Source organism: Streptomyces sp. P17, assembly GCF_032436805.1.
GTDB lineage: Bacteria > Actinomycetota > Actinomycetes > Streptomycetales > Streptomycetaceae > Streptomyces.
The window spans coordinates 50,408-71,867 of record NZ_JAVRBF010000017.1 but is presented as its reverse complement, the minus strand read 5'-3'; the positions used below and the strand labels follow the sequence as shown (position 1 = coordinate 71,867).

At 72.7% G+C, this 21,460-nt stretch carries 13 protein-coding genes and 1 pseudogene; 9 read left to right on the top strand and 5 right to left on the bottom strand.

Annotated elements, in window-relative coordinates:
- Positions 1-19: 19 nt before the first annotated feature.
- Positions 20-508 (bottom strand): hypothetical protein, encoded by a 489-nt coding sequence (locus RMT89_RS13660; protein ID WP_315883994.1) that lies wholly within the window; start codon positions 506-508, stop codon positions 20-22.
- Positions 509-752: 244 nt separating this feature from the next.
- Between RMT89_RS13660 and RMT89_RS13655 the strand changes: the two genes are divergently transcribed.
- Positions 753-1,556 carry a BTAD domain-containing putative transcriptional regulator gene (locus tag RMT89_RS13655; protein ID WP_315883993.1) on the top strand — a complete coding sequence of 268 codons (804 nt, stop codon included), beginning with the start codon at positions 753-755 and terminating at the stop codon, positions 1,554-1,556.
- On the top strand, positions 1,475-2,371 hold the full coding sequence (locus RMT89_RS13650) for a peptidoglycan-binding domain-containing protein (RefSeq protein WP_315883992.1): 897 nt from the start codon (positions 1,475-1,477) through the stop codon (positions 2,369-2,371). Before RMT89_RS13655 ends, RMT89_RS13650 begins: the two co-directional genes overlap by 82 nt.
- Before the next feature lie 145 nt (positions 2,372-2,516).
- On the opposite strand, the gene RMT89_RS13645 is transcribed toward RMT89_RS13650, so the two are convergent.
- From RMT89_RS13645 to RMT89_RS13635, 3 genes are all read right to left on the bottom strand, one after another.
- Entirely contained in the window at positions 2,517-2,978 is a 462-nt protein-coding gene (locus RMT89_RS13645) for a hypothetical protein (protein ID WP_315884044.1), read from the bottom strand.
- Between the two features lie 42 nt (positions 2,979-3,020).
- The gene (locus tag RMT89_RS13640) at positions 3,021-4,637 is read right to left on the bottom strand and encodes a phospholipase D-like domain-containing protein (RefSeq protein WP_315884041.1); all 1,617 of its coding nucleotides are present in this window, start codon (positions 4,635-4,637) and stop codon (positions 3,021-3,023) included.
- A 372-nt stretch (positions 4,638-5,009) separates the two neighbouring features.
- Positions 5,010-6,221 (bottom strand): DUF2235 domain-containing protein, encoded by a 1,212-nt coding sequence (locus RMT89_RS13635; protein WP_315883991.1) that lies wholly within the window; start codon positions 6,219-6,221, stop codon positions 5,010-5,012.
- Between the two features lie 186 nt (positions 6,222-6,407).
- Here RMT89_RS13635 and RMT89_RS13630 point away from each other — a divergent pair, with 186 nt between their 5' ends.
- From RMT89_RS13630 to RMT89_RS13600, 7 genes and pseudogenes are all read left to right on the top strand, one after another.
- Positions 6,408-7,631, top strand: coding sequence for a hemopexin repeat-containing protein (locus RMT89_RS13630; RefSeq protein WP_315883990.1), 1,224 nt, complete (start codon positions 6,408-6,410; stop codon positions 7,629-7,631).
- An 8-nt stretch (positions 7,632-7,639) separates the two neighbouring features.
- Complete coding sequence (locus RMT89_RS13625; RefSeq protein WP_315883989.1) at positions 7,640-7,978, top strand: hypothetical protein; 339 nt, start codon at positions 7,640-7,642, stop codon at positions 7,976-7,978.
- A 29-nt stretch (positions 7,979-8,007) separates the two neighbouring features.
- On the top strand, positions 8,008-9,081 hold the full coding sequence (locus RMT89_RS13620) for a PQQ-binding-like beta-propeller repeat protein (RefSeq protein WP_315883988.1): 1,074 nt from the start codon (positions 8,008-8,010) through the stop codon (positions 9,079-9,081).
- A 5-nt stretch (positions 9,082-9,086) separates the two neighbouring features.
- Positions 9,087-11,984 carry a DUF6603 domain-containing protein gene (locus RMT89_RS13615; RefSeq protein ID WP_315883987.1) on the top strand — a complete coding sequence of 966 codons (2,898 nt, stop codon included), beginning with the start codon at positions 9,087-9,089 and terminating at the stop codon, positions 11,982-11,984.
- Positions 11,985-12,024: 40 nt separating this feature from the next.
- Positions 12,025-14,547 (top strand): hypothetical protein, encoded by a 2,523-nt coding sequence (locus RMT89_RS13610; RefSeq protein ID WP_315883986.1) that lies wholly within the window; start codon positions 12,025-12,027, stop codon positions 14,545-14,547.
- A gap of 31 nt (positions 14,548-14,578) precedes the next feature.
- Positions 14,579-20,587, top strand: a complete 6,009-nt coding sequence (locus tag RMT89_RS13605) for a hypothetical protein (protein ID WP_315883985.1) — start codon at positions 14,579-14,581, stop codon at positions 20,585-20,587.
- Between the two features lie 258 nt (positions 20,588-20,845).
- Positions 20,846-20,980, top strand: a pseudogene (locus tag RMT89_RS13600) (ABC transporter ATP-binding protein); the annotation flags it as partial.
- Between the two features lie 34 nt (positions 20,981-21,014).
- Here RMT89_RS13600 and RMT89_RS13595 read toward each other — a convergent pair.
- Positions 21,015-21,371, bottom strand: coding sequence for a hypothetical protein (locus RMT89_RS13595; RefSeq protein WP_315883984.1), 357 nt, complete (start codon positions 21,369-21,371; stop codon positions 21,015-21,017).
- Positions 21,372-21,460 lie beyond the last annotated feature (89 nt).

The window sequence follows — 21,460 nt, the reverse complement described above, 5'->3', positions numbered from 1 at the left end:
TTCCCCGCCGATCGGATCGTCAGTCGACGTGGTAGTTGACGTAGTAGAAGGAGTGCTCTTCCTCCGAGTGCGCGAGCTTCGACAGCGGGCCCATGCCGCGATCGTCCTCGCTGATGGTCACGGAGCCCAGCACGTCGTCGTCGGAGCCGAACAGGCCGCCTTCGTCCTTGTCGAACAGGAAGATGTCCTGGCTGTCCACGGTGATCGGGACGCCCACGGGGATGCGGTCACGGGCCGCTGCCTGGACCGGATCGCCGCTGGGCCGGATCGCGTTCTCCATCCCGGAGGACTCGGTCGCCGTGACGTACAGATCGTCCGGTTGCTCGTTGACGGCGTCGCTGATCATCTGCTCCACCTGGGCGATGTCGGCGAGCCTCTCGAGGACGCTGCCGCCGGGCAGGGCGAAGACGGGCTCCAGGAGGCTCTTGACCACTGTCTCCAGGTCGAAGTCGGTCGATGTGGCCGGTCGCCGGCACACGACGTCGTCGATGGTCGCCGTGGCTGTCATGGCAGTCCTCCTCGGCTGTGCTGTGTCGGGCTGTCGCGGGCTGCCGGAACCGTGACGGGTCCGACCGATCGCCGTGTTCGAAGCTACGGAAACGGTGTCAGCGCGGCGTCACCGCGCCGTCATCGACGCGTTCGCGGGCAGGTGTTCGAGTTGCATGGTGTGCACGCGGAGCTGAAACTGGTGACGACACGCCCTGTCGGAGGGCGCGCCCGGGCGGCACACTGCTCGTGAGGCGGTCAAGTTGGTGTCTGCTCCTCCCCAGCTGCGATTGCTCGGCCAGTTCCGTCTGGAGCTGGGCGCCGAGCCCGTGGAACTGTGCCGTAACGGCCAGCGGTTGCTGGCCTTCATGGCGCTGCGGGGGCGGGTGTCCCGGACGATCCTCGCCGGCACCCTGTGGCCCGAGGTCACCGAGGGGCACGCCAGGGGCAGCCTGCGCACCGCCCTGTGGAAGCTGCCGCGCGGCGAGCCGCCCCTCGTCGGTTGCTGCGGGGACGTTCTGCTGGCCGCCCCGACCTTGCGGGTGGACGTGCACGCCCTCACCCGGACCGCCCTCGGTGTGGTGGAAGGCTGCGGCCCGCCGCTCGAGGTCCGTCCGCCGCTGGGCCTGCTGACGGGAGAGGACCTGCTGCCGGGCTGGGACGAGGACTGGGTCCTGATGGAGCGTGAGCGGCTGCGGCAACTGCGTCTGCACGCCCTCGACGCGCTCGCCGAGGCCCTGGTACGACAGGGCAGACCGGCCCTCGCGATGGAGGCGGGGTGGGCGAGCGTACGCGCGGAACCGCTGCGGGAGAGCGCCCACCGGGCCGTCGTGGCGGCGCATCTCGCCGAGGGCAATATTGGTGAGGCGGTGCGCCACTACCAGGCGTTCAGCCGTCTGCTGGAGGAGGAGCTGGGCGTCGAGCCCTCACCCCGGTTCGCCCGGATGCTGCCCGTGCGGTCAGGAAATCCGGACAGGAAGGCGCCATCATGCATCAGAGCGTTCGCGACTACTGGATCAGCTTCAACGACCCGCTCGAAGGGCGCGTCAACTTCATGTACCTGGATGTGAAAGGGTACGTGAGCACCGGCATCGGCAACAAGATCGACCAGACGGCACGGGACAACTCCGCGCCGACCGCGCAGGAGCGCGCCGAGTCACTGGCCGCCGCGGGCAGGCTTCGCTGGCTGGTCAACGACACGGGCACGGAGGCGACGTCCGAGGAGGTCGCCGCCGAGTGGGACACGGTGAAGTCCCGTATGGACCTCGCGCCTCTCGGGCACGGCCGGTTCGCGCCGCCGCTGACGCGTCTGCACGTCGACAATGACGAGATCGACCGGCACGTCTTCGAGAAGCTCGACGAGATGGAGTCGGTGCTCCTCGGCCGCGTCGACACCTCCGGGCGTCACATCTTCGGGGAGTTCGCCTCCTGGCCGGCCAACGCCCAGCTGGCCACGCTCAGCATGGCCTGGGCCATGGGCCCGAAGTTCCGCTTCCCCAAGTTCCAGGGCCATGTGGCCAGCCGGAACTGGGTCGGCGCCGCCGAAGAATGCCACTTCACCCCGGACGTCGGCACCATCGTCATCCGCAACAAGCTCGACCGGGCCCACTTCCTGATGTCCCGCGACGTGGAGGACCAGGGCCTGCCCCTCGAGCAGATCGCGCTGGACGTCTCGGACGTGTTCGGCGTCCAAGGGGCACTGCTCGCCCTGGGCTTCACCCCACTGTCGCAGGACGGCGTCGACGGCCCGCGCACCCAGGGCAAGGTCAAGGAGTTCCAGTCCGCGAGCGGCCTCGGCGAGAACGGCGCCTTCGACGACCCGGACACCGTGGCGGCCCTCGCTGCCCAGCTCTCGGGCCTCGGTTTCACGGTGTTCGGAGCCTGAGCGACGACAAGGCACCGAGGGAGCGGCATGTCCGCCTTCACCATCGAATCTCGGGGCACTTCCCGTCCGGCACCGGCGCCACCGACCTCGGCGGCCCCAACATCGGCGGCTACCAGCCGCCGCACCGGTACGCGCACATCACCCGTCACAACCCGCACCATCCCGCCGCGGACACACGCAAGGTGTACGGGGCCCGGTCGTTCATGCCGGCGCACAACGACATGCGGGGCGCCTGCTTCACCCACATCACCGGAGTGCCGCCCGGGCTGACCGTCGGCTCCTCGGTCAGCAGAGGCGACGCGCTGGGCGCCGTCTGCCGCAGCGGCGCGACCGCCACCCATCCCCACCGGGCCCTGGTCGATTCATCGGCGGCGCGCCGGGCGGCCAGTACCGGGGCGTCGACCTCAACGGGTTCCTGCTGGGCATCACCGGAACCGACACCGTCACCCCCGTGACCTTCGCGCAGGACGGCACACCGCCGGTGCCCGGAGGGGACGTCGGTCCCAAGGTGTACCACCTGGTCATCCTGCGGGGCTTCCAGGAGGGCCTGGCGGTGCTCGACACCCTGCTCGCGCTGGCAGCCGCCCTGCAGGCGAAGGGATTTCAAGTGGCCGGAGTGCAGGGTGCGGCTCTCGGCTCCCTGGCCTTGTCAGCAGACGGTGTGCGGGTTGAGCAGGTTGCGCAGGAAGGACTCCGGGTTGGGAATGGCGTCGGCGAGAACGCCGAGGTCCATGTCCGGCACCAGGGTGAGGGGGAGCGACAGGGGTCCCAGCACCACCGGTGCCAGGAGTTGCCAGTTCTCCATGTGCTGGATCGTGCGCAGCAGTTCCCTTACCGTCTCGCGCCAGTCCACGGCGGGCACCTGCGCGGGCACGGGGAAGCTGACCAGGTGGCCGGTCTTGCCGCCCGCGATGGGCATGCGCGCGAGGCCCGCCAGCGCGTCCTGGTGCAGGGCCGGGTCCTCGTTGAGGTGCTCGCCCCAGATCTGCGCGCGCAGGTCACGAACGGACACACCCACCCGGCGCGGCGCGCCCCCCATGGTGCCGTCCGCCAGGTCCGTGTCGAAGACCCCGAGGTGCAGTTCTGAATCCGTGGTGTGGGAGCGGAAGTTCAGATTGGCGCTGCCCGCGGCGACGTACTGGTCGTCGACGATCATCAGCTTCGCGTGGACATAGATCTGCGCCGAGCTTGCCGCCTGCTCCAGATGGAAGCAGTGGACATTCGCAGGGGCGGCCGAGGCGATGCGCTGGAGCGCCTCCGTGCGCAGTGCCTCGTGGGCGTCCTTGAGCCCCGGCGCGTCGAAGTCGCGGGCGGTGACCAGGATGAGCTGGACGCCCCGGCCCGCGGCGTCCCGCAGGTCCTCGACGAGGGGAGAGGGCCACAGGTACTGGTCCTCGATGTAGATGTAGTGCCGCGCCCGATGCAGGGCCTTGCGGTACGGTAGGCGGCCGTGACGGTGAACTCGCCGCCCGGCAGGAAGGAGTAGACGCCCTTGCAGGTGAGGGTGCGCAGGACCTGCACCGCCTGTGTGCCGGACCGGGTCGGCGGCCCGGGTGCCTCGGACTGCGGGATCGGGGCGGGCGTGGCGTCGATACGGCTGGGCCGTGTCGGGTCGTTCCAGCGCTCGACGAGGCTCTGCCAGATCTGGCCGACGGCCGGCCCGAACACCGCGCACTGCACGTCGTGCCAGCCCGGCAGGGAGATCCTCGTTCCCAGGAAGTCCGGCTCCCGCTGCCGTACGGGCGGATCGACGTGGGCGCCGTTGTCCCACCGGTCGAGGCACACATCGATCCCGCCGAGGAACGCGCACGGCCCCTCGGCGGCACCCTGCACCACCGCGCACTTCTGATGGTGGGAGCCGAAGTCGCCCACCCTGGCGTCGAGGATCGCCTCGGCGCCCCCGTCGACCAGACCGGTGCGGAAGTCGAAGTTGTCCTTGGACGGCAGCGTCGGCACCCGGGGCCTGCGCACGGGAAGCGTGGAGAAGTGCGAGCCGTACAGCAGGGCCCGTACGACGATGCCGTCGGCGCGGAGCTTGCGGAGCCGGTCGAGGATCCCCGGGGAGCCGGCGACCGTCGGGCGCAACAGCTGCTCGGGCGAGAACCGCCAGCCGGCGAACAGCACCCGGTCCCCGGCGAGCAGGGCGTCCAGGCGGTCGGCCAGCAGGTTGTAGTACCCCTCGGCGTCGACGAAGAAGTCGACCACGTTGTCGCGGGTGAAGGCGGGGGAGCGGAAGGGGCCGACTTCGGCGTCGGTCAGCAGCCATTCCTCGGGTGTGACGCTCGGCGCGGGCGGGCGTTCGGCGGCGGCCTGCAGTTCGTCCAACTTGCGGACCGTCAACGGGCCGACGTCGTCGATCACCGGCGGCGGGACGCCCAGCACCTCGATCTTGAAGCGGGCCACCGCGCCGGCCGTCTCGTCGCCGTAGTCGCCGTCCGCCCCGAACCGGGGCAGACAATTCGGGTCCCGGTCGAGCAGCGCGATCTGCACCTTGCGCACGGCCGGATCCCTCCGGTTCCGGGTCCGCGAGATCCGGTCCTGGTCGTTGGCGATCGACTCCAGCAGCGCGTCGCCGGCGAAGAGCGTGCAGGTGAGCATCCCGGATCTCCTTACCTCTCGGGCGTGCCGGACCGGGGTGTCACGGGGTCCGGGGCAGCTCTTCGGGCGGCTGCGGCGCTGCGGTCTGCGGCCCGGAGGGCACGGGGGGTATGGGCGGCAGCCCGGCGGCGAGGTCCGGCAACAGCACCGGCTCAAGGCGTACTCGCTCCTGGGCCGAGAGATACCGCTCCAACTGCGGCGGGCGGTAGCCCGTGTCGCGGTCGTACCGCTCCTTGGCCGGCACCGCCAGGAACTCGTTGCCGTCGAGTTCGCCCTTGTCGTTCGCCGCCTGTCCGATCGGCCGGTGCAGCGGCTTGGCCAGGCGGTACATGCCGGTCCGGGAGGAATGCAGCGGCCCCGAACTGTCCGGCCGTACGCGGAAGTCGGTGCTCTCCTCGGGCCGCATCACCTTGGGTCCGGCCTCGCTGAGGGTGTCAGGGTCGAAATCCAGGCCGTACCTGCGGGCCTGATCGACCATCCAGAGCAGGGCGATGTCGGACAGCCCGGTCTCCTTGTAGCTGCCACCGACATCGGAGTGCACTCCGGCGAACCACACCTGCTTCAGCTCCTGGCCCTGCTGGTCGGCTCCGGGCTGCTGGTGCCACAGGGCCGGCCGGAACGCCGAGCGCTGCTCGTCGACGGCCAGCGCGTGGAAGGCGGCGCGGACCCAGCTGCTCAACTCCGTGTTGTGGAACGCCCAGCGGCGGTTGAACCGCGTCGCGTACGACTGGAGCCACGGCGCGCTGGGCATCGGGATGCCCAGCGACCCGACCGTGTCCCACACCCCGATGAAGCGGATCTCGGTCTCGCGCGCGTAGGAGCGGCGGAACAACGTGGCGGCGGCGCCGTTGGGTTGCTCGATCCGGTCCCGGTACAGAGCCCAGGCCTCAGGGATCCGGTCGGCGTGGTCGCGGCGCAGGATGCCGCCGTTGCGGATCAGCCCGGCCAGGCTGCGGGCGGTGAACGCGCCCCGGCTGAAGCCGAAGAGGAACAGCTCGTCGTCGGGCTCGTAGGTCTCGACGAGGAAGCGGTAGGCGTCGACGACGTTCCGGGACAGGCCCAAGCCGAACGCGCCGCCCCGCACCCGCTCGCGCCGGTGGGTGCCGACGCCGCTGTGGTAGTAGACGCGCTGCTCCTTCCCGGCGGCGGTCCCGGGGCGCAGCGACAGGGCGACCTTGGCGACGTTGGTCTTGCTCGGCTGATCGGCGAAGTTCCATGTGCCGTCGCAGCAGACGACCAGACGCTTGGCCATGAGCATCCCCTCTCACGAGAGCGGAGCGGCCGGCACCACTTCCATGCTGGCACCACTTGGAAAGCCACGCCATGCGACCGCCACGGACCGGATGCTCGTCCCGACGCGGCCCTTCCCCTACTCTCATGACGGTGCGTTACGCGACGGTCGCCGACTGCCACACGAACGCCCGGGGAAGGAACCACCATGGCGCAGGTGCGAACGGCGTTCTTCTTCCGCGGCGGCAAGTACGTCCGCTACGAGATCGACCCGGTGACCGGCGCGGAGACGGTCAACCACGACTTCTACCCGCGCGGCGTCGCCGAGGCCTGGACCGCGATGCCCGCCTCCTTCACCCAGGGCATCGACGCGGTGGTGAACTGGCCCGACGGATTCGTGTACTTCTTCAAGGGCTCGCAGTACGTCCGCTGGGACGCCACCAACGACACGGTCGACGCGAGTTTCTACCCCCATGACACGGCCTCGCAGTGGCCCGCGCTGCCCGCGTCCTTCGCCGCCGGAATGAACGCGGCGATCAACTGGGGAGACGGCCGGGTGTTCTTCTTCAAGGGCTCGAAATACGTCCGCTACGACCTCGGGACCGACTCCGTCGACCACACCATCTATCCCCGGGACATTTCCGAGGGCTGGCCGGACTTCCCCGCCGCTTTCAAGTCCGGCGTGGACGCGGCCGTCAACTGGGGAAACGGGACGGCGTATTTCTTCAAGGGCGGCCAGTACCTGAACTACGACATCACGAACGAGAAGGTACGCCCGGGTTACCCCCTGCCGATCACCGAGCCGGGAAAGTGGCCGGAGCTGGTCCGGGCGGGATTCACCGGCCCGATCGACGAGGTGATCGAGTGGCCGCAGGCCGATGTGGCGAGCGTGGACATTCCGGCTAGGCTGGTGAGTTGCAGCAAGCGCACCCAGCCTGACGTGCGCTGCGGCGGCGAATTCGAGATGCATGCGCTGTTCGCCGACGCCGATCCGTCGATTCCCGCATGCGGCGAATACCGGCAGTACATCCGCGGTGAGCTCGAGGTGAACGGCCAGCCCGTGCGCTTCATCACCAAGGAGAACGGCGTCCCGACGCCCCGTCTGATGCGATCCCGGCCGGGACAGGGCTCCGCCGACGACCACTTCATCGAGGACGGCCAGGCCGCGTCCAGCCCGGCCAACCCCTTCCATGTCGACCTGGACTACGGACACCGCAACGCCGCGGTCGGCAACGGCAACCTCAACGACATGTACCTCGTCAAACGACGCTCCGGAGAGCAGTACGCCGGCCGGGACACACCCGGGGGCGCCGGAGCGCCCGGCACCTTCTTCAAGATCGATGTCGACTTCCGCGGACAGCTCATCGACGTGTGCAACGGCGGAAGGGTCCTGTTCACCCGCGAGTGGACCGTCGACTGCCAGGTGCCGTGAGGAGCCCCATGAACGACGAAACCCCCCGACTCGCAGGCGACTTCTGGGTCTACCCGTCTCTCCACGAGGTGACCGGCACGTCGGTGCGCGTCAACGTGGCCATCGCGGTGGAACAGCCCTTCGACCTCCAGGACACCGACGTCGCCGTCGAACTCGTCGCCGGCGGACAGTCCCTGAGCATCGCGGAAGCGCCCGTCCCCGGCCCGCTGCCCGCCATCCAGATGACCGGCGCCAACGCGTACGCCCTGTACCGCTTCGACAACCCGGACGGTCTCGCCCCTGAGTCGGTCACGGTCACCGTGCGCGGCGGCAGCGCGACGTTCGACGTCTCTCTGCCCGTCGGCTAGGCACATTCCGGCATGAGGAGGAACCGGTCATGAGCGAGCCCGGTACCGTCGCGCTTCGCGCCCCACAGGACGGCTCGGTCCAGGCCGTCGCCTTCAGCCCGGACAACAAGCGCTTCGCCACCGGCGGCAGCGGCACCCAGCTGCGGGTGCGCTCGATCGGCATCGGGGCACCGCCGCTGGAGGTGCCCACCGACGGATCCGTGTCCGGCATTGCCTTCAGCCCGGACGGCACCAGGATCGCCGTGACCGACTTCGAGCAGGTGTTCCTGCGGGACAGCGCCACCGGCACGGCCCTGTGGCAGGGACCGCTCGACCCGGGCAACTCGGTGAACTCCGTGCGGTTCGGCCCGGACGGGCGGCTGATCGTGGCCACCGACACCCTGGTCGCCGTACTCGATCAGGCCTCCGGGGAGATCAAGCAGCGCATTACCGTCGACCCGCCGCTGATCGCCGATCTGGACCTGAGCCGGGACGGCACCCGGATCGCGCTGGCCGTCGACGAACGCCACGGCGGGAACCACCGGCTCGCCGGATCCGCTCGGGTGCACGACCTGGCCACCGGTAAGCAGGTCTCGCGGCTCACCCCGAAGGATGCCGTCTTCGCCGTCGCGTTCAGCCCGGACGGGCTGAACGTGCTGTGCTGTGCCGCGGACGACACCACCCGGATGTTCGAGGCGCAGACCGGCAAGCAGGTGTGGCCCACCCCGGAGGACATCGACGACCAGGTCACCGCCCCGAACTGCCTGGCCTTCGACCCCAAGGGCAAATGGACCGTGGTCGGAGGCTCCGACGGGTTCGCCCGGGTCCTGGACGCGGACACCGGCGTCGAGCGGGGCCGGGCACCCAAACTGAACCCCGGCAACCCGGAGGAACAGAGCTTCGGGGCCGTCACGCATGTCGCGTTCAGCCCGAACGGCAAGCACGCGGCCAGCGCCTCAATCGACAACGTCGTACGGCTGTTCAACATCGAGGGCAAGGAGCTGTACACCGTGTCCACGGACGAGGTGCTGGCGCTGCGGTTCAGCCCGAACGGCCGCTGGCTGGGCGTCGGCACCATGAACGGCGCGCTGGTGATCGACAACGGCGAAGCCGACCAGGGGTGAGCGCCATGGACCCGCACGCACTCCTCCAGCAGGTCGCCGGCGAACTGCGCGCGCTGGCCAAGGACGCCGTCGACGGCCTGGTCCGCTCCCTGCCGGAACTCGGCGAGGACCCCTCGGCCGCCGGGACCGTGCTCGCCGGGCGGCTGCTCGCCGTGCACGACAAGCTGCCCCCCGGCAACTCCCTGGTGGAGCTGGTACGGGAGACGCTCGGCGACCTCGACGCCGCCTCGCCCGTACGGCTGCACGGCTGGCGGCGGGCCCCCGGCGCGCCCCTCGGCGTGGCCCTGGTGCTCGCCGACCCGGCCGGAGCCGCCGGCGGACGCGCCGTGCTCGGAGTAACCCCGGACGGACCGGTGTTCGACGTGGTGGTCACCCCAGGGGCGGCCCTGACCCTGCCCCAGACCGTCCACGGGCCGTGGAGCGCGGAGGCGACCGTCACCGCCGCCCAGGGCTGGGACGCCGCCTTCGGGCCGGGCCTGCCGCCCGCGCCGCCCGGTGGCAGCGCCGCGATCCGGCTGCGCCGCACCGGCAGGCTCACCGCCGGAATGACCGACGGCCCGGGCGTGAGCGTCGACGGCATCGGTCTGGCCGTGACGTCGGAGCCGGGCACCCCCGCGGCCGTCGAGCTGGAGTTGCAGGGGTTCACCGCCGCCGTGCTGCCGGCCGCGCTCGCCCGCCTCCTCGGCATCGGCGGTGCGAGCCCGATGTCCGGTCCGCCCGCGCCCGTCGTCCTGCGCGCCGACCGGGCCGAAGGCCTGCGCTTCGCCGGCACCGGCGGCCTCAACGTCCCCCTCCCGCTCCGGCTGAACGCCCCGGGGGTCTCCAGCCGGGGCGCCGCCCTGGAGCTGACCTCCGCCGGGGGCGAGCCACGGCTGGCCGTGTCGGTGTCGGCCAGCGCCGGGCTTCCGGGCCTGCCCCTGAGCGTCCATCTGGAGCGCGCTGGGATCGAGCTGCCCGTCACGTTCGCCCCGGCGAACCGCCCGGGCCTCGACCCGAGCCGACTGCGCGAGCTGTTCCCCGACGGCATCGGCACCGATCTGAAGGTGCCGCCCATCTCCGGCGGCGGCCTGGTCCGGCGCACCCCCGACCAGGGCTACGGCGGCCTGATCTCCGTCGACCTCGGGGTGCTGCGCGTCCAGGCGGTCGCTCTGCTCCGGCTGCCCGACGGCAAGACCCCCACCAGCTTTCTAGTGCTGCTCGCCGCCCAGTTCCCGGCCCCCGGCATCCAACTCGGCCTGGGCTTCGCCCTGGACGCGGTCGGCGGTCTGGTCGGGGTGAACCGGCGCGCCGATGTCACCGCCCTGCAGCAGCTCGTCGGTGATGGCAACGCCGACCCTGTGCTGTTCCCCGACCGCGCGGTGGAACGCGCCCAGGAGATCATCGGCTCGCTCAGCTCGGCGTTCCCGGTCGCCGCCGGGCGCATCCTGGTCGGGCCGATGGTCCGCCTCAACTGGGGCGGCCGGATGGTGTCCCTGTCCGGGGCGCTCATCCTCGAACTGCCCGCGCCGGCCCGCGCTCTGCTGCTGGGACGGCTGCTGGTCGGGCTGCCCGACCCGGCCGTGCCGCTCATCCGCCTCCAGGCCAGTGTGCTCGGCCGGGTCGAACCGGCCGTCCCGCTGGTCGAACTGCTGGTGTCGCTGTCCGGCTCGTGGATCGTCGGGCTCGCCGTGCGCGGCGAGCTGTATCTGCTCGTACGCGGCGGCCGGCAGCCGGAGTTCGTCCTGTCCGCCGGCGGCTTCCACCCCCGCTACACCCGCCCCGCCCGGGTGCCCGCGCTGAACCGGCTCCAGGTGGACCTGGCCCCCGGCCAGGGCTGGGGACTTCGCATGGAGGCCTATTTCGCGGTCACCTCCAACGCGGTGATGTTCGGCGGCCAGGTCCAGCTGGACGCCACGATCGCCGGCTGCGGGGTGACGGGCTGGCTGGGTCTGGACGCCCTGTTCGTCTTCGACCCGGTGTTCGCGTTCTCCGTGCACGTACGCGCCGGAGTGGCGGTGCGCGCCTTCGGGCGCCGGCTGGCCGGGATCGCCCTGGACTTCACGCTGGAGGGGCCCGCCCCCTGGCATGCCTTCGGCACCGGCAGCATCTCGGTGCTGTTCTGGGACGTCGAGCTGGACTTCGACGTCCGCTGGGGCTCGCCGCCCGCCGTCCCGCCGAAGGCCGGACGCGATCCGATCGAGGCGCTGACCCCCGAACTGGCGCAGTCGAAGGCCTGGGCGGCGGAGCGGCCGGCCGCCGAACGCACCGCGCTGGTCTTCACCAGGGAAGCGAACGAGCAGCTGAACCAGGGAACCCTCGTGCACCCCGACTCCACCCTGCGCGTCTCCCAGCGCGTGGTCCCGCTCGGCGTGCCGATCTCCCGGTTCGAGCGGCGGCCGGTGCCGGCGCAGACCTGGACGATCAAAGAGATCACCCTCGGCACCACCCAGCCCGCCGCCGGACTCCCCTCGCTGTCCGAGCGGTTCGTGCCCGGAGAGTACTTCGACCTCACCGAGGACGCCCAACTCAGCGAGCCCGCCTTCGTCAGCCGCGCGAGCGGAGTGCGGGCACGCAGCGACGGCATCGTCGTCGGCGCCGGCCACCGCGTGGACGACGGCTATGAGACGGACTACGAACCCCCGCTGAGCGAGCGGGAGTTCTTCCTGTGGCCCGGGCTGTTCCGCCTCGAGTCCGTCTTCGGGGGCAGCGCCGCCGAACGGCTCGAGCGGTGGCGTACACCGGAGGCGGCCATCAAGGTGCGCTCCGCCACGCTGAGCGTGGCCGCCACGGATTCGCTTCAGCCACTGCTGGACGACGTCACCCTGGTCGACGCCACCGCCGACGCCTGGGAGGCGATGAGCGGCCGACTCGACCAGCCGCAGGAGGCGTTGCGGCTCCTCGAGAGCTGGGAGGTGGGCCGATGACCGCGCCCCGCACCCCGCGCCGACCCGTCGTGAGCGTCGTATGAGCACGCGTTGGTTCTTCTCCTCCGCGCGGGTCGGCGCCGCCGCCTCCGCCGACGGACAGGCGCTGCGCACCGCGGTGCGGTTCTTCCGGGACATCGACGGCCGCCGCGAGGAACCGGAAGTGGCGGGACCGACCCTGTCGCTCGTGGGACCGGGCGAGGTGCTCGGCTTCGACCGCTCGATGGTGCTGCGCGAGGAACCGCCGCCCGGCACACCCGACGCGGCGGAGAACGTGCTGGCGAGCGTGGAACTGGCCCACGCCGACCTGCCCTGGCTGCTGTCCCCGGGGATGGTGGGCACCGCGGGCGGACCCACCCCGCAACCCTGGATCGCGCTGATCGTGCTGGCCGAGGACGAGGCCGCCCCACCCCGCCCCGGGCACCCGCTGCCCGTCCTCACCGCCCCGGTCGCCGCGCTGCCCCCCGTGGCCGAACGGTGGGCCTGGACCCACGTGGAGGCACGGCTGCCCGACGAGGTCACCGACCTCGACAGCGCCCGGCGGCTCGTCGAACAGGGCGTGCGCAACCACTCGGCGGGTGTCGTCGGACGGCTGCTGTGCCCGCGCCGGCTGGCCCCGGGCCGCGGCTGGATCGCCGCGGTCGTGCCCGCCACCGCGGCGGGGCGGGACGCGGGCCTGAACGTGACGCCCCGCGCGGCGGCCACCGCGGACGCCTGGCCCGTCCCCGGCCGGGACACCGTCGACCTGCCCGTCTACCACTGGTGGACCTTCCGTACGGGGAAGGCGGGCACCTTCGAGGAACTCGCCCGTCGGCTGCGCTTCCGTCCCGCCGCCGAGTCCGGACTCGGCACCCGGACCATCGATGTCGGCCGGCCCTGGCCCGCCGAGGAGGCCGTCGGCCCGGCCACCGTCGCCATGGACGGCGCCCTGCGGCCGCCCGGCACGGCGGCACCCGAGACGTGGTCCGACCCCGCGGCCCAGGAACGGTTCCGCGCCCTGATCCGCGCGCGGGTGGACGCACCGGCCCTGCTGCGCGCCGAGCCCGTGCCGGAGGGGGACGGGGAACCCGCCGAGGACCGGGACGTCGTCGCCGTGGCCCCGCCGCTCTATGGCAGCCACCACACCGGCGAGCAGACCGTGCCGGCCGAGCCCGGCGTCTGGATGAGCACGCTCAACGTGGAGGTCCGCCGTCGGGTCGCCGCCGCACTCGGCTGCCGCTATGTGCAGCTGGAGCAGGAGTTCCTGATGGCACGGGCCTGGGAACAGGTCGGCGAGATCCGGCAGGCCAACCGGCTGCTGGCGGCCGGCGAGCTGGCGGCCGTCGCCGCCGAGCGGGCCCAGCGCAAGCACCTCGACCCGCTGGACGCGGCCGACCTCGTCACCGTCATGGCGCCGGTGAGCGGGCGGGTGCCCGTGTCCGCCACGGCACCGGACGCGGAGCCGACCACCCTGGCCGCCAAGCTGGCCGCGGCCAGGGAGGACCTGCCGGTCGGCACGGCCAGCACCTCGTTCGTCCGGCTGACCCGCGCCAACGGCGCGCTGGCCCGACGGGCCCACCTCGGCACGGACGGCGAGGCCACCGAGTCGTTCCTCGCCGGAAAGCTGAAACTGATGGGGATGGTCAGCGACGACGCGCCGGAGGCCGGCCTGCCGGGCGAACTGCGCGCCGGCCTCAGCCCCATGCGGCTGCAACTCCTGCGTCTTGCCGACCGCGTCCCCGCCGACTTCTGGGCGCAGCGCACGGAGACCGACGACCGCCCGCTGCGGCCGATCATGGCTCACCCGAAGTTCACCGTGCCGATCGCCGAGGAACTGCTGGCCCGCTGGCCGGAATGGGCGCTGCCCGGCATCGGCGCGATGCCGCAGGACTCGGTGACCCTGCTGGAGACCAACCCCGAGTTCATCGCCGCGCTGCTGGTCGGGCTGAACCACGAGTTCAACCGTGAGCTGCTGTGGCGGGAGTTCCCCACCGACCAGCGCGGCACCCCGTTCGCCCGGTTCTGGCCCGGCGACAGCGCCGACGTCGAGGAGATCGCGCTGTGGCCGCCGGACGCCCCGCTGGGGAGCCAGTTGCGCACCGGCGGCGAGGGCGACCTGGCGCTGCTGGTACGCGGCGATCTGCTGCGCCGCTTCCCCGGCACCGCCCTGCTCGCCGTACCCGCGGTGGACGGCAGGCTGCCGCCCGCCTTCGACGGCGTACCGGCCACCGCGCTGGCGCTGGACGAGTCCACCGTCCTGTACCTGTTCCCCGACCTGGACGCGGAGCGCGCCCGCGCCGAGGACTGGTTCTTCGTGTTCCGCGAACCCATGCGGGGCACCCAGTTCGGATTCGACACCGGCGACCAGCCCGCCGAGATGAAGACATGGGCCGACCTCACCTGGCAGGGCGTCCGCGTGGAGCCCACCCGATGCGTCCAGCTCGGCCAGGTGCCCGCCACGCCGACCCGGCTCACCCAGCCCGACCCGCCGGCGTGGGCCCGGGACGCGGCCGACATGGCCCGCATCGCCTTCCAACAGCCGTTCCAGCTGGCTTTCCGGGCCACCGCGTTGCTGGGCGGCTGACCACCGTGCCGAGGACAGGAGCACTGGCGACATGACCGACGCCTTCGCCGCCCGCGCGCAACTGGACCGGGCACGCACCGAAGCGGACACCGCGCAGGCCCTCGCCGATGAGCAGGAGGCCGTGGTACGGCGGCTACGGGCGCACATCCAGGCCGGCCTGCCCGATCCCCCCTTCCCACCCACCGCCGCCGAGGCGCTCGCCGCGGCCGAGGCGGCCCTGCCGGAACTCCAGAGCAGGGCCGAGGAGCTGAACCGCCTGGCCGCCGGGGCCCAGGAGGAGCTGACCCGGGCGCTGGCCGAGGGCGAGGCACTGTTCCCCGAGAACAACACCGCGCCCATCGCGCTGCTGCCGGTGCGGGTCGAGACCATCTGGTGGGAGCCGAGGACCCTGCGGGTGCGGATCTACCCGGACGACATCCTGCTGTCCCGCTTCGAGGCCGCGCTCACCCCCGCCGAGGTCGCCGCCGGTACCGCGTACTGGCAGAACCCCGGCCCCGAGGCCTGGCATGACGTGCTCACGAAGCTGCGCCCGGCCCGCGCCTCCTGGGCGGTCCGCGCCTGCCGTCCCGGCGCCCCCGCGCCCGCCCTGCGGGCCGACGACCCGCAGGAGCAGCGTCCGCACGCGCTGGCGATGCCGAGGCGCTGGCGCTTCCTCGGGCTGTTCGAGGGCCAGGTGGTGGTCGACAAGCTGGGCCGACCGGTGCCCGACCCGCTGCCGATCGGCCTGCTGCGCGCCGAGGAGGAGGGCTGGGAGACCGACTGGTTCGAAGCGGTCAAGGCCGGCATGGGCATCGAGCTGATCGTCCCGCCCGAGAACACCGAGAACCTGGACCAGTTGCTGGTGGTCGGCGTACGCGACGACGCGCCCGTGGACGGCGCCGCCCGGCTTCGCGACCTGCTGCACGGCCACCGCTACGGCGGCGGCCTCGGCCTGCTGCCCTCCGGCACCGCCACCAACAACACCCCACGCTCCCGCTCGGGTTGGTCCTCGGCCCCCGCCTACCCCGGCCCGGACCCCGACCCGGAGGCGGGGGAACGGCCGGTCGCCGACACCCTCGCGACCGCGCTGGGCCTGCCGGACGCCGGGTTCCTGCGCGGCTGCCCCGGCGCCGACGATGCCGCGCCGTCCGCCGTCGCCGCCCTGACCCTGCTCACCTGGCCCACGCTCGGCAAGGGCTTCGCCGAGGCCGCGCTGACCACGATCGACCTGGGCACCAGACAGCCGAGCGGTGTCTCCCCCGAGGGGCCTTGGCGGGCTGTCCGTGAGCACATCGCCGAACACGTGCGCGGCCGCGGACCACTGCCGATGCTGCGCGTCGGCCGTCAGCCGTACGGCGTCCTGCCCGTGACCGCGCTGGACGACTGGCGCGCCGAACGCGCCGACGACGTCGACGGAGTGATCGCGCCCTGGCTGATGCGGATGCGGGCACGCTGGCGGGCCGTGGTGGAGCATCGGGTGCTGCACGACAACGGCGAGGAGGAGGTGACCATCCCGCGCGTCGAACCGGGCAAGCCCGTGGACCGGGTCGCGGTGGAGGCGTTGCAGCGGCTGCCCGTGGCCACCGGCCTGGCCATGATCCGGATGAGCGGGCCGGACCGCGCCGTGCCGTTCACCCCGCTCGACGCACCCCCCGCTGCACTCGGCCTGCCCGGTCTGCCGCCCGACGGCCTCGCCCGCTGGACGACGACCAGCAACGGCTGGACCTCGCTCGGCTGGAGCCTGGACGACGCGACCGGCGTCCCCGAGTTCGTCACCCGGCTGTCCCCGGACCCCGAGGCCTTTCCGGCCCGCGCGGCGGCCACGGCGGACTACCTGGGTGCCGTACGGGCCTTCCTGGCCGGGGAGTTGGCGGCCGAGGCGTACGACACGGAGTGGCCGGTGGAGCTGTTAACCGGCCGCGAGACGCCGCCTCGGCGCAGTACGTTCTTCGATCTTCCGGCCCTGGCCGAAGAGCCGGTCGGCGAGGAGCAGCAGCCTGGCGAGGGTGAGGAACCGGTCGAAGGTGAGGAACCGGCCGAGGGCGAGGGTGGATCCGGGGAAGTCCCCGATGACGAACGGGACATGAGCGGGGTGCTCGACGCGCTGCTGTTCCTGCCCAACTGGTCCACCTTCCTGGGCGACTTCGAGCCCGCCGGCGACCCCCTGCGTCAGGCCCTGGCCGTCACCGGCGACGTCGACCAGCTGGTCGCCGATGTGCTGGAGGGCCTGGACGAGAGCGAGCGCGCGGAACGCGTCGCGGCCGCCACCCGGGCCGCGGCCGCGCTGCCCCGGCTGGAGCAGGCCCTGCGGACCCTGGCCGCCGTACCGGTGTCCCGGCTCCCCGAGCTGCTGCTGGAGGTCATCGACGTCCACTCGCACCGCCTGGACGCCTGGATCACCTCACTGGCGTCGAAACGGCTGACCGAGCTGCGGGCGTCCGGCACGCGGGGCGTGCGCTTCGGCTGCTACGGGTGGGTGGAGGACCTGCGTCCCCCGGTGCCGAGGGAGCAGCTGGAGATCGAGCTGGACGACGTGGCCACGACCGTGGAGCTGTCCGCGAAGGACGGCTACATCCACGCGCCGTCGCTGCACCACGCGGCCACGGCGGCCGTCCTGCGGTCCGGCTTCCTCGGCAACCCCGACGAGCAGAGCTACGCGGTCAACCTCACCTCCCGCCGTGCCCGCGTCGCCCGCTGGCTGCTCGGCGGCGTACGGCAGGGGCAGAACCTGGGCTCCCTGCTGGGCTACCGGTTCGAACGCGCCCTGCACGAGGCCGAGTTGGACCACCTCATCGAGCGCTTCCGCCGCCAGTTCCCGCTGCCCGTCGTTCCCGAGACGGCGCCCGAGGGGACCGACGCGGACCTGTGGGCGCGCAGCGCGGAGGCGGTCTCCGCGCGCAACGTCGTCGACGGCATGGCCCTCGCCCGGGCCGGGGCCGGCGCCCCCGACCTGGCCAGCGTCATCGACCAGGCACCGGTGGTCGGCTCGGAGAGCGACCGGGCGGCGGTGACCCCGCTGCTGGACGACCTCGCCGACGCGCTCGACGCGGTGGGGGACCTCGTACTGGCCGAGAGCGTCCACCAGTTGGTGGGCGGGAACCCGATCCGCGCGGGCCTGACCGCCGACACCCTCGGGCGCGGTGAGGACGTGCCGGACACCTTCCGCGTCCTGCGCACCCCGCACCGGGCCCGCGCCCTGACCCACCGCACGGCCGCGCTGCTCCCGGCCGAACCGACCGCCCCGACCGGCTGGCCCGCCGACCCGCTCGCCGCGCTGCAACCCGCGCTGGAGGGCTGGGTCGCCCATCTCCTCGGCCCCGCAGCGGGCTGGACCCTCGCCGGCCGACTCGGCGACGGTCAGGCCGAGCCCCGCCCCTTCGAACTCACCGCCGACCGGCTGGGTCTGGGGGCCCTGAGCGCCGTACTGGACGCGGCTGCCGCCGAACCGGCCGCGCTGCGCAGGGCGGTTCAGGGCGCGATGGGCGTCCCGCCGGAGGCCCCCGTCGTGTTCACCGGACCCGGCTGGAGCGGACTGCACGGCAGGGCGGCCCGGATCCGGTCCTTGCTGTCGACCGCAGAGCCACTGCTGCCGTCGCACCTGCCCGACGGCGCGGGCGGCCGCTCGGTCGACACGACGAACCTGCGCACCCGCCTTGCCGCCTTCGCCGCGAGCCCGCTGCTCGCCGGGCACCCCGCCAAGGCCGAGGTGCTGCAGTTGGCAGGGGAGTCGGTCACACCGGAGACGACCGGCGCCTGGCTCGCGCGGGCCCGCACGGCGCTGTCCCCGGTGCTCGGCGCGGACCTCCCGCTGCTGCCCGCGCTCACCGCGACGACCCCGCCACCGGCGGGCCGCGACAACCTGCCCGGCGCCGACATCGAGGACTGGCTGCGGCGCAACGCGGCCGTACGCCCCACGGTGCGCACCCTGCACGAGACGCTGCTGCTGGCCGGGAACCGGGCCGGACGGGTGGAGCGACTGCGCGCTGCCCAGCATCCGACCACCGACGGCGACGCCTGGATCGGCGGTCCCTTCCCCGCCGGGCAGCGCCCGCCCGCCACGACCCACCTGGTCTGGCACGCACCGCAGGACATCGCGGCGGACACGGCCGTCACCGGAGTCGTCCTGGACGAGTGGATCGAACTCCTGCCCGGCTCCGACCAGCCGCCGCCGGGACCCGAGCCTGCGCCGGAGACCCAACTGACGGGCGTCGCCTTCCACTACGACCGCCCGGACGCCAAGGCCCCGCACAGTGTGCTCCTCGCGGTCCCCCCGGACCTGGACCGCGGGTGGACCTCCGACGGGCTGATGCAGGTGCTGCGGGAGACCCTGGAGCTGGCGAAGCTGCGCGCCGTCGACCACCAGGACCTGGGGGCGCTGAACTCGCTCCTGCCCGGCATCCGCATCGCCCAGCAGAGCGCGACCGGCCGGGCCCTGTCCCGGATCGAGACGAAACGGGACGACACCGACCCGGAGGGTCCCTTCCAGCTGGAGCCCCGGCACCGGGCAACCGACGTCGACGCGGGCCTCGCCGCCCGGGTGCACGACCCGCTGTGGCTGCTCACCCGGCAGTGGCAGTTCGGGGAGTTCGCTGCCCAGGACGCCGGATCCCCGGCCGTGGTGCGGATGAGCGGCAGCAGCGCGCCGGTCGACGCCTGGCGCCCGGGCGGGGCCACCGACTGGGTGCCGTACGACCTCGGCCAGGGCCCGCTGGACACCCAGATCGAGGACGAGCCCGTCCAGGTCGACGAGCGGTTGCGCGCCGAGGGCGGCGCGGCGTTGCTGCGCATGTCCGACGACGCCGGACTGCTCGCCGCCGCCCTGACGGCCCTGGCCCCGCACCGACTTCGGACCGGTCAGGAGCCGGACCTCGGCCTGATCGGCCTGCTCGACGGCGCTCTGCCCGACGCGGCATCGGTGGCGGCCGCGCTGGACGCGGGCACCTTCGACGCCGGCCCCGACCCGCGCCTCGGCGAGGTGGCCGCCCGCTGGCGGAACTGGTGGGCCGCCCAACTGGCCGAGCGCGGCCCGGACTGCTTCGACCCGCATCGCGGCGAGTACGCGGCCGAACTGTCCACCGGCGGCACGGTCCTGCGGGCCGAGGAGTACCAGGGCGACGGCCTGGACTGGTACTCCCTCGACGTGCACCCCGACCCTGACGCCGAGGCGGCACCGCCGGGACAGAGCCGGGCGTTCGCGGAGGAGGGCCTGCCCTCGACCGTGCGGTACGGCGGGCTGCCGGCCGACCGGTTCTGGGAGATGGAGGACGCCCGCGTCGACCTCAGCGCGGCGGACGTGTCCGCGCTGGACACCGGGCGGCTGCTGCTGATCTCGTTCGCCACGGTCTTCGGCAATGACTGGTTCCTGGTGCCGCTGGAGGTGCCGACCGCGTCACTGACCGTCCTGGACCGGCTCCTCGTACGGGACGTCTTCGGCCGCCACCACCTGGTCGAGCGGGCCGGCCGCGACGACCCGTCCTGGACGATGTTCACCCTGAGCAGCCCCAACCCGGATCACCCCGCCGCGTCCGGGCTGCTGATCCTGCCCTCCGAACGCGGCCAGCCGGGACAGCCCCTCGAACGGGTCCTCCTCGCCCGCGACGAACTGGCCAACCTCGCCTGGGCGGTTCAGCACCACTACACCGACCGCCGCGGCGAACCGGTCGACCGCCGCGACCGCTGGGCCCGCAACGCACCGCCCGAAACGGCCGTACCCGGACCCGATGCCGTGCCCGCGTACGCGGTCCAGTCCATCGTCCCCGACTACTGGTTCCCCCTGGTCCCCGAACCGGTGCGAGCCGGCCAGATCCGGTTCCGCCTGGCCACCCTCACCGGCCCCGGCCTCGACTCGCGCCCCGAGGGCCGTCTCATCACCCCCGGGCTGTGGCTGCACGAGGAGGAAGTACCGCGCGAGGGAGTCCTGGTGGCCCGCCGCCCCGTCCTGGCCCGCTGGTCCGACGGCACCTGGCACAGCTGGGTACGCAGGGAGAAGACCCCTGGCACGGGGGAGAGCGCGAGCGGCCTGGCGTTCGACACGGTACGGCCTACGGAGCCGTGGCCGTGACGAACGCACAGATGGTGGCTGGGGTCGCTCGGGCAAGTCGTTGATGCCGGTTGAGGCGTTGGGCGGTGGCAGCATCTTCGTGCGCGTGGCGATGATCCCGGTCACCGTCAACTGACATGCTCCCTCCGCGGCTTCCGACATTGGTTGCGCGCGGGGACGCACGACTCAAGTCGCGGCGGCAACGCAGCAAGGGCCCATCGCCCAGTACGGCCTAGGTGTGGGCGTTCGAGAATATGGCTCTCCACTGAGAGCCACCGCCGGCTGTCCACCGTGCGGGGCGCCGACTGGATCGTGGTGATGGCCGACGGCGCGGTCGAGGAGATCGGCACGCACGAGGAACTGCTGCAGCGCGGCGGCGCCTATACGGCGCTGCACAGCGGCCAGGTAGCCTGACGGACCGTTTCCGCCCGTTCGTTCGCAGCCTCGGTCAGGCCGCGCTGCTGCGCGGGACGCGGTGCGGGCAGCTGCGGTCGTGGTCGCTGCCGAGGCTCGTCCACCAGCGCTCGCAGCAGGCGCCGTCGAGTTCGGCGCGGACGATGTCCTCGGCGGCGTCCGGTTCTGGTCCGGAGGTCGCCGCCGCCCGCCCCGCCCACTCGGCCAGGGCCCGGCGCTGGTCGCCGATCACGCTCTCGCGCACCACGCCGATGACGGGGACGACGCCGGCGGCCGCGAACAGACACGCGGCCCACATCGGCCCGTACCGGTATTCGAGGACCGCGGTCCAGGAGAGCCCGGCGCTGGTGGCGACGTAGAGGCCGGCGAGGAGGCGGCTTGAGCAGTTCATGGGCGTACACCGTCCGTGCTGAAGGGGGATGCCCCTTGTCCAACGGCGCGCGGCGCCCGGGGACGCGGGTGATTTTCCACCCCGCCCCT

Coding starts and splice junctions, on each gene's coding strand:
- RMT89_RS13650 (WP_315883992.1), top strand. CDS start 1,475: ATGCATCAGAGCGTTCGCGACTACTGGATCAGCTTCAACGACCCGCTC.
- RMT89_RS13610 (WP_315883986.1), top strand. CDS start 12,025: ATGAGCACGCGTTGGTTCTTCTCCTCCGCGCGGGTCGGCGCCGCCGCC.
- RMT89_RS13620 (WP_315883988.1), top strand. CDS start 8,008: ATGAGCGAGCCCGGTACCGTCGCGCTTCGCGCCCCACAGGACGGCTCG.
- RMT89_RS13630 (WP_315883990.1), top strand. CDS start 6,408: ATGGCGCAGGTGCGAACGGCGTTCTTCTTCCGCGGCGGCAAGTACGTC.
- RMT89_RS13640 (WP_315884041.1), bottom strand. CDS start 4,637: ATGGCTGCTGACCGACGCCGAAGTCGGCCCCTTCCGCTCCCCCGCCTT.
- RMT89_RS13625 (WP_315883989.1), top strand. CDS start 7,640: ATGAACGACGAAACCCCCCGACTCGCAGGCGACTTCTGGGTCTACCCG.
- RMT89_RS13635 (WP_315883991.1), bottom strand. CDS start 6,221: ATGGCCAAGCGTCTGGTCGTCTGCTGCGACGGCACATGGAACTTCGCC.
- RMT89_RS13605 (WP_315883985.1), top strand. CDS start 14,579: ATGACCGACGCCTTCGCCGCCCGCGCGCAACTGGACCGGGCACGCACC.
- RMT89_RS13660 (WP_315883994.1), bottom strand. CDS start 508: ATGACAGCCACGGCGACCATCGACGACGTCGTGTGCCGGCGACCGGCC.
- RMT89_RS13595 (WP_315883984.1), bottom strand. CDS start 21,371: ATGAACTGCTCAAGCCGCCTCCTCGCCGGCCTCTACGTCGCCACCAGC.
- RMT89_RS13615 (WP_315883987.1), top strand. CDS start 9,087: ATGGACCCGCACGCACTCCTCCAGCAGGTCGCCGGCGAACTGCGCGCG.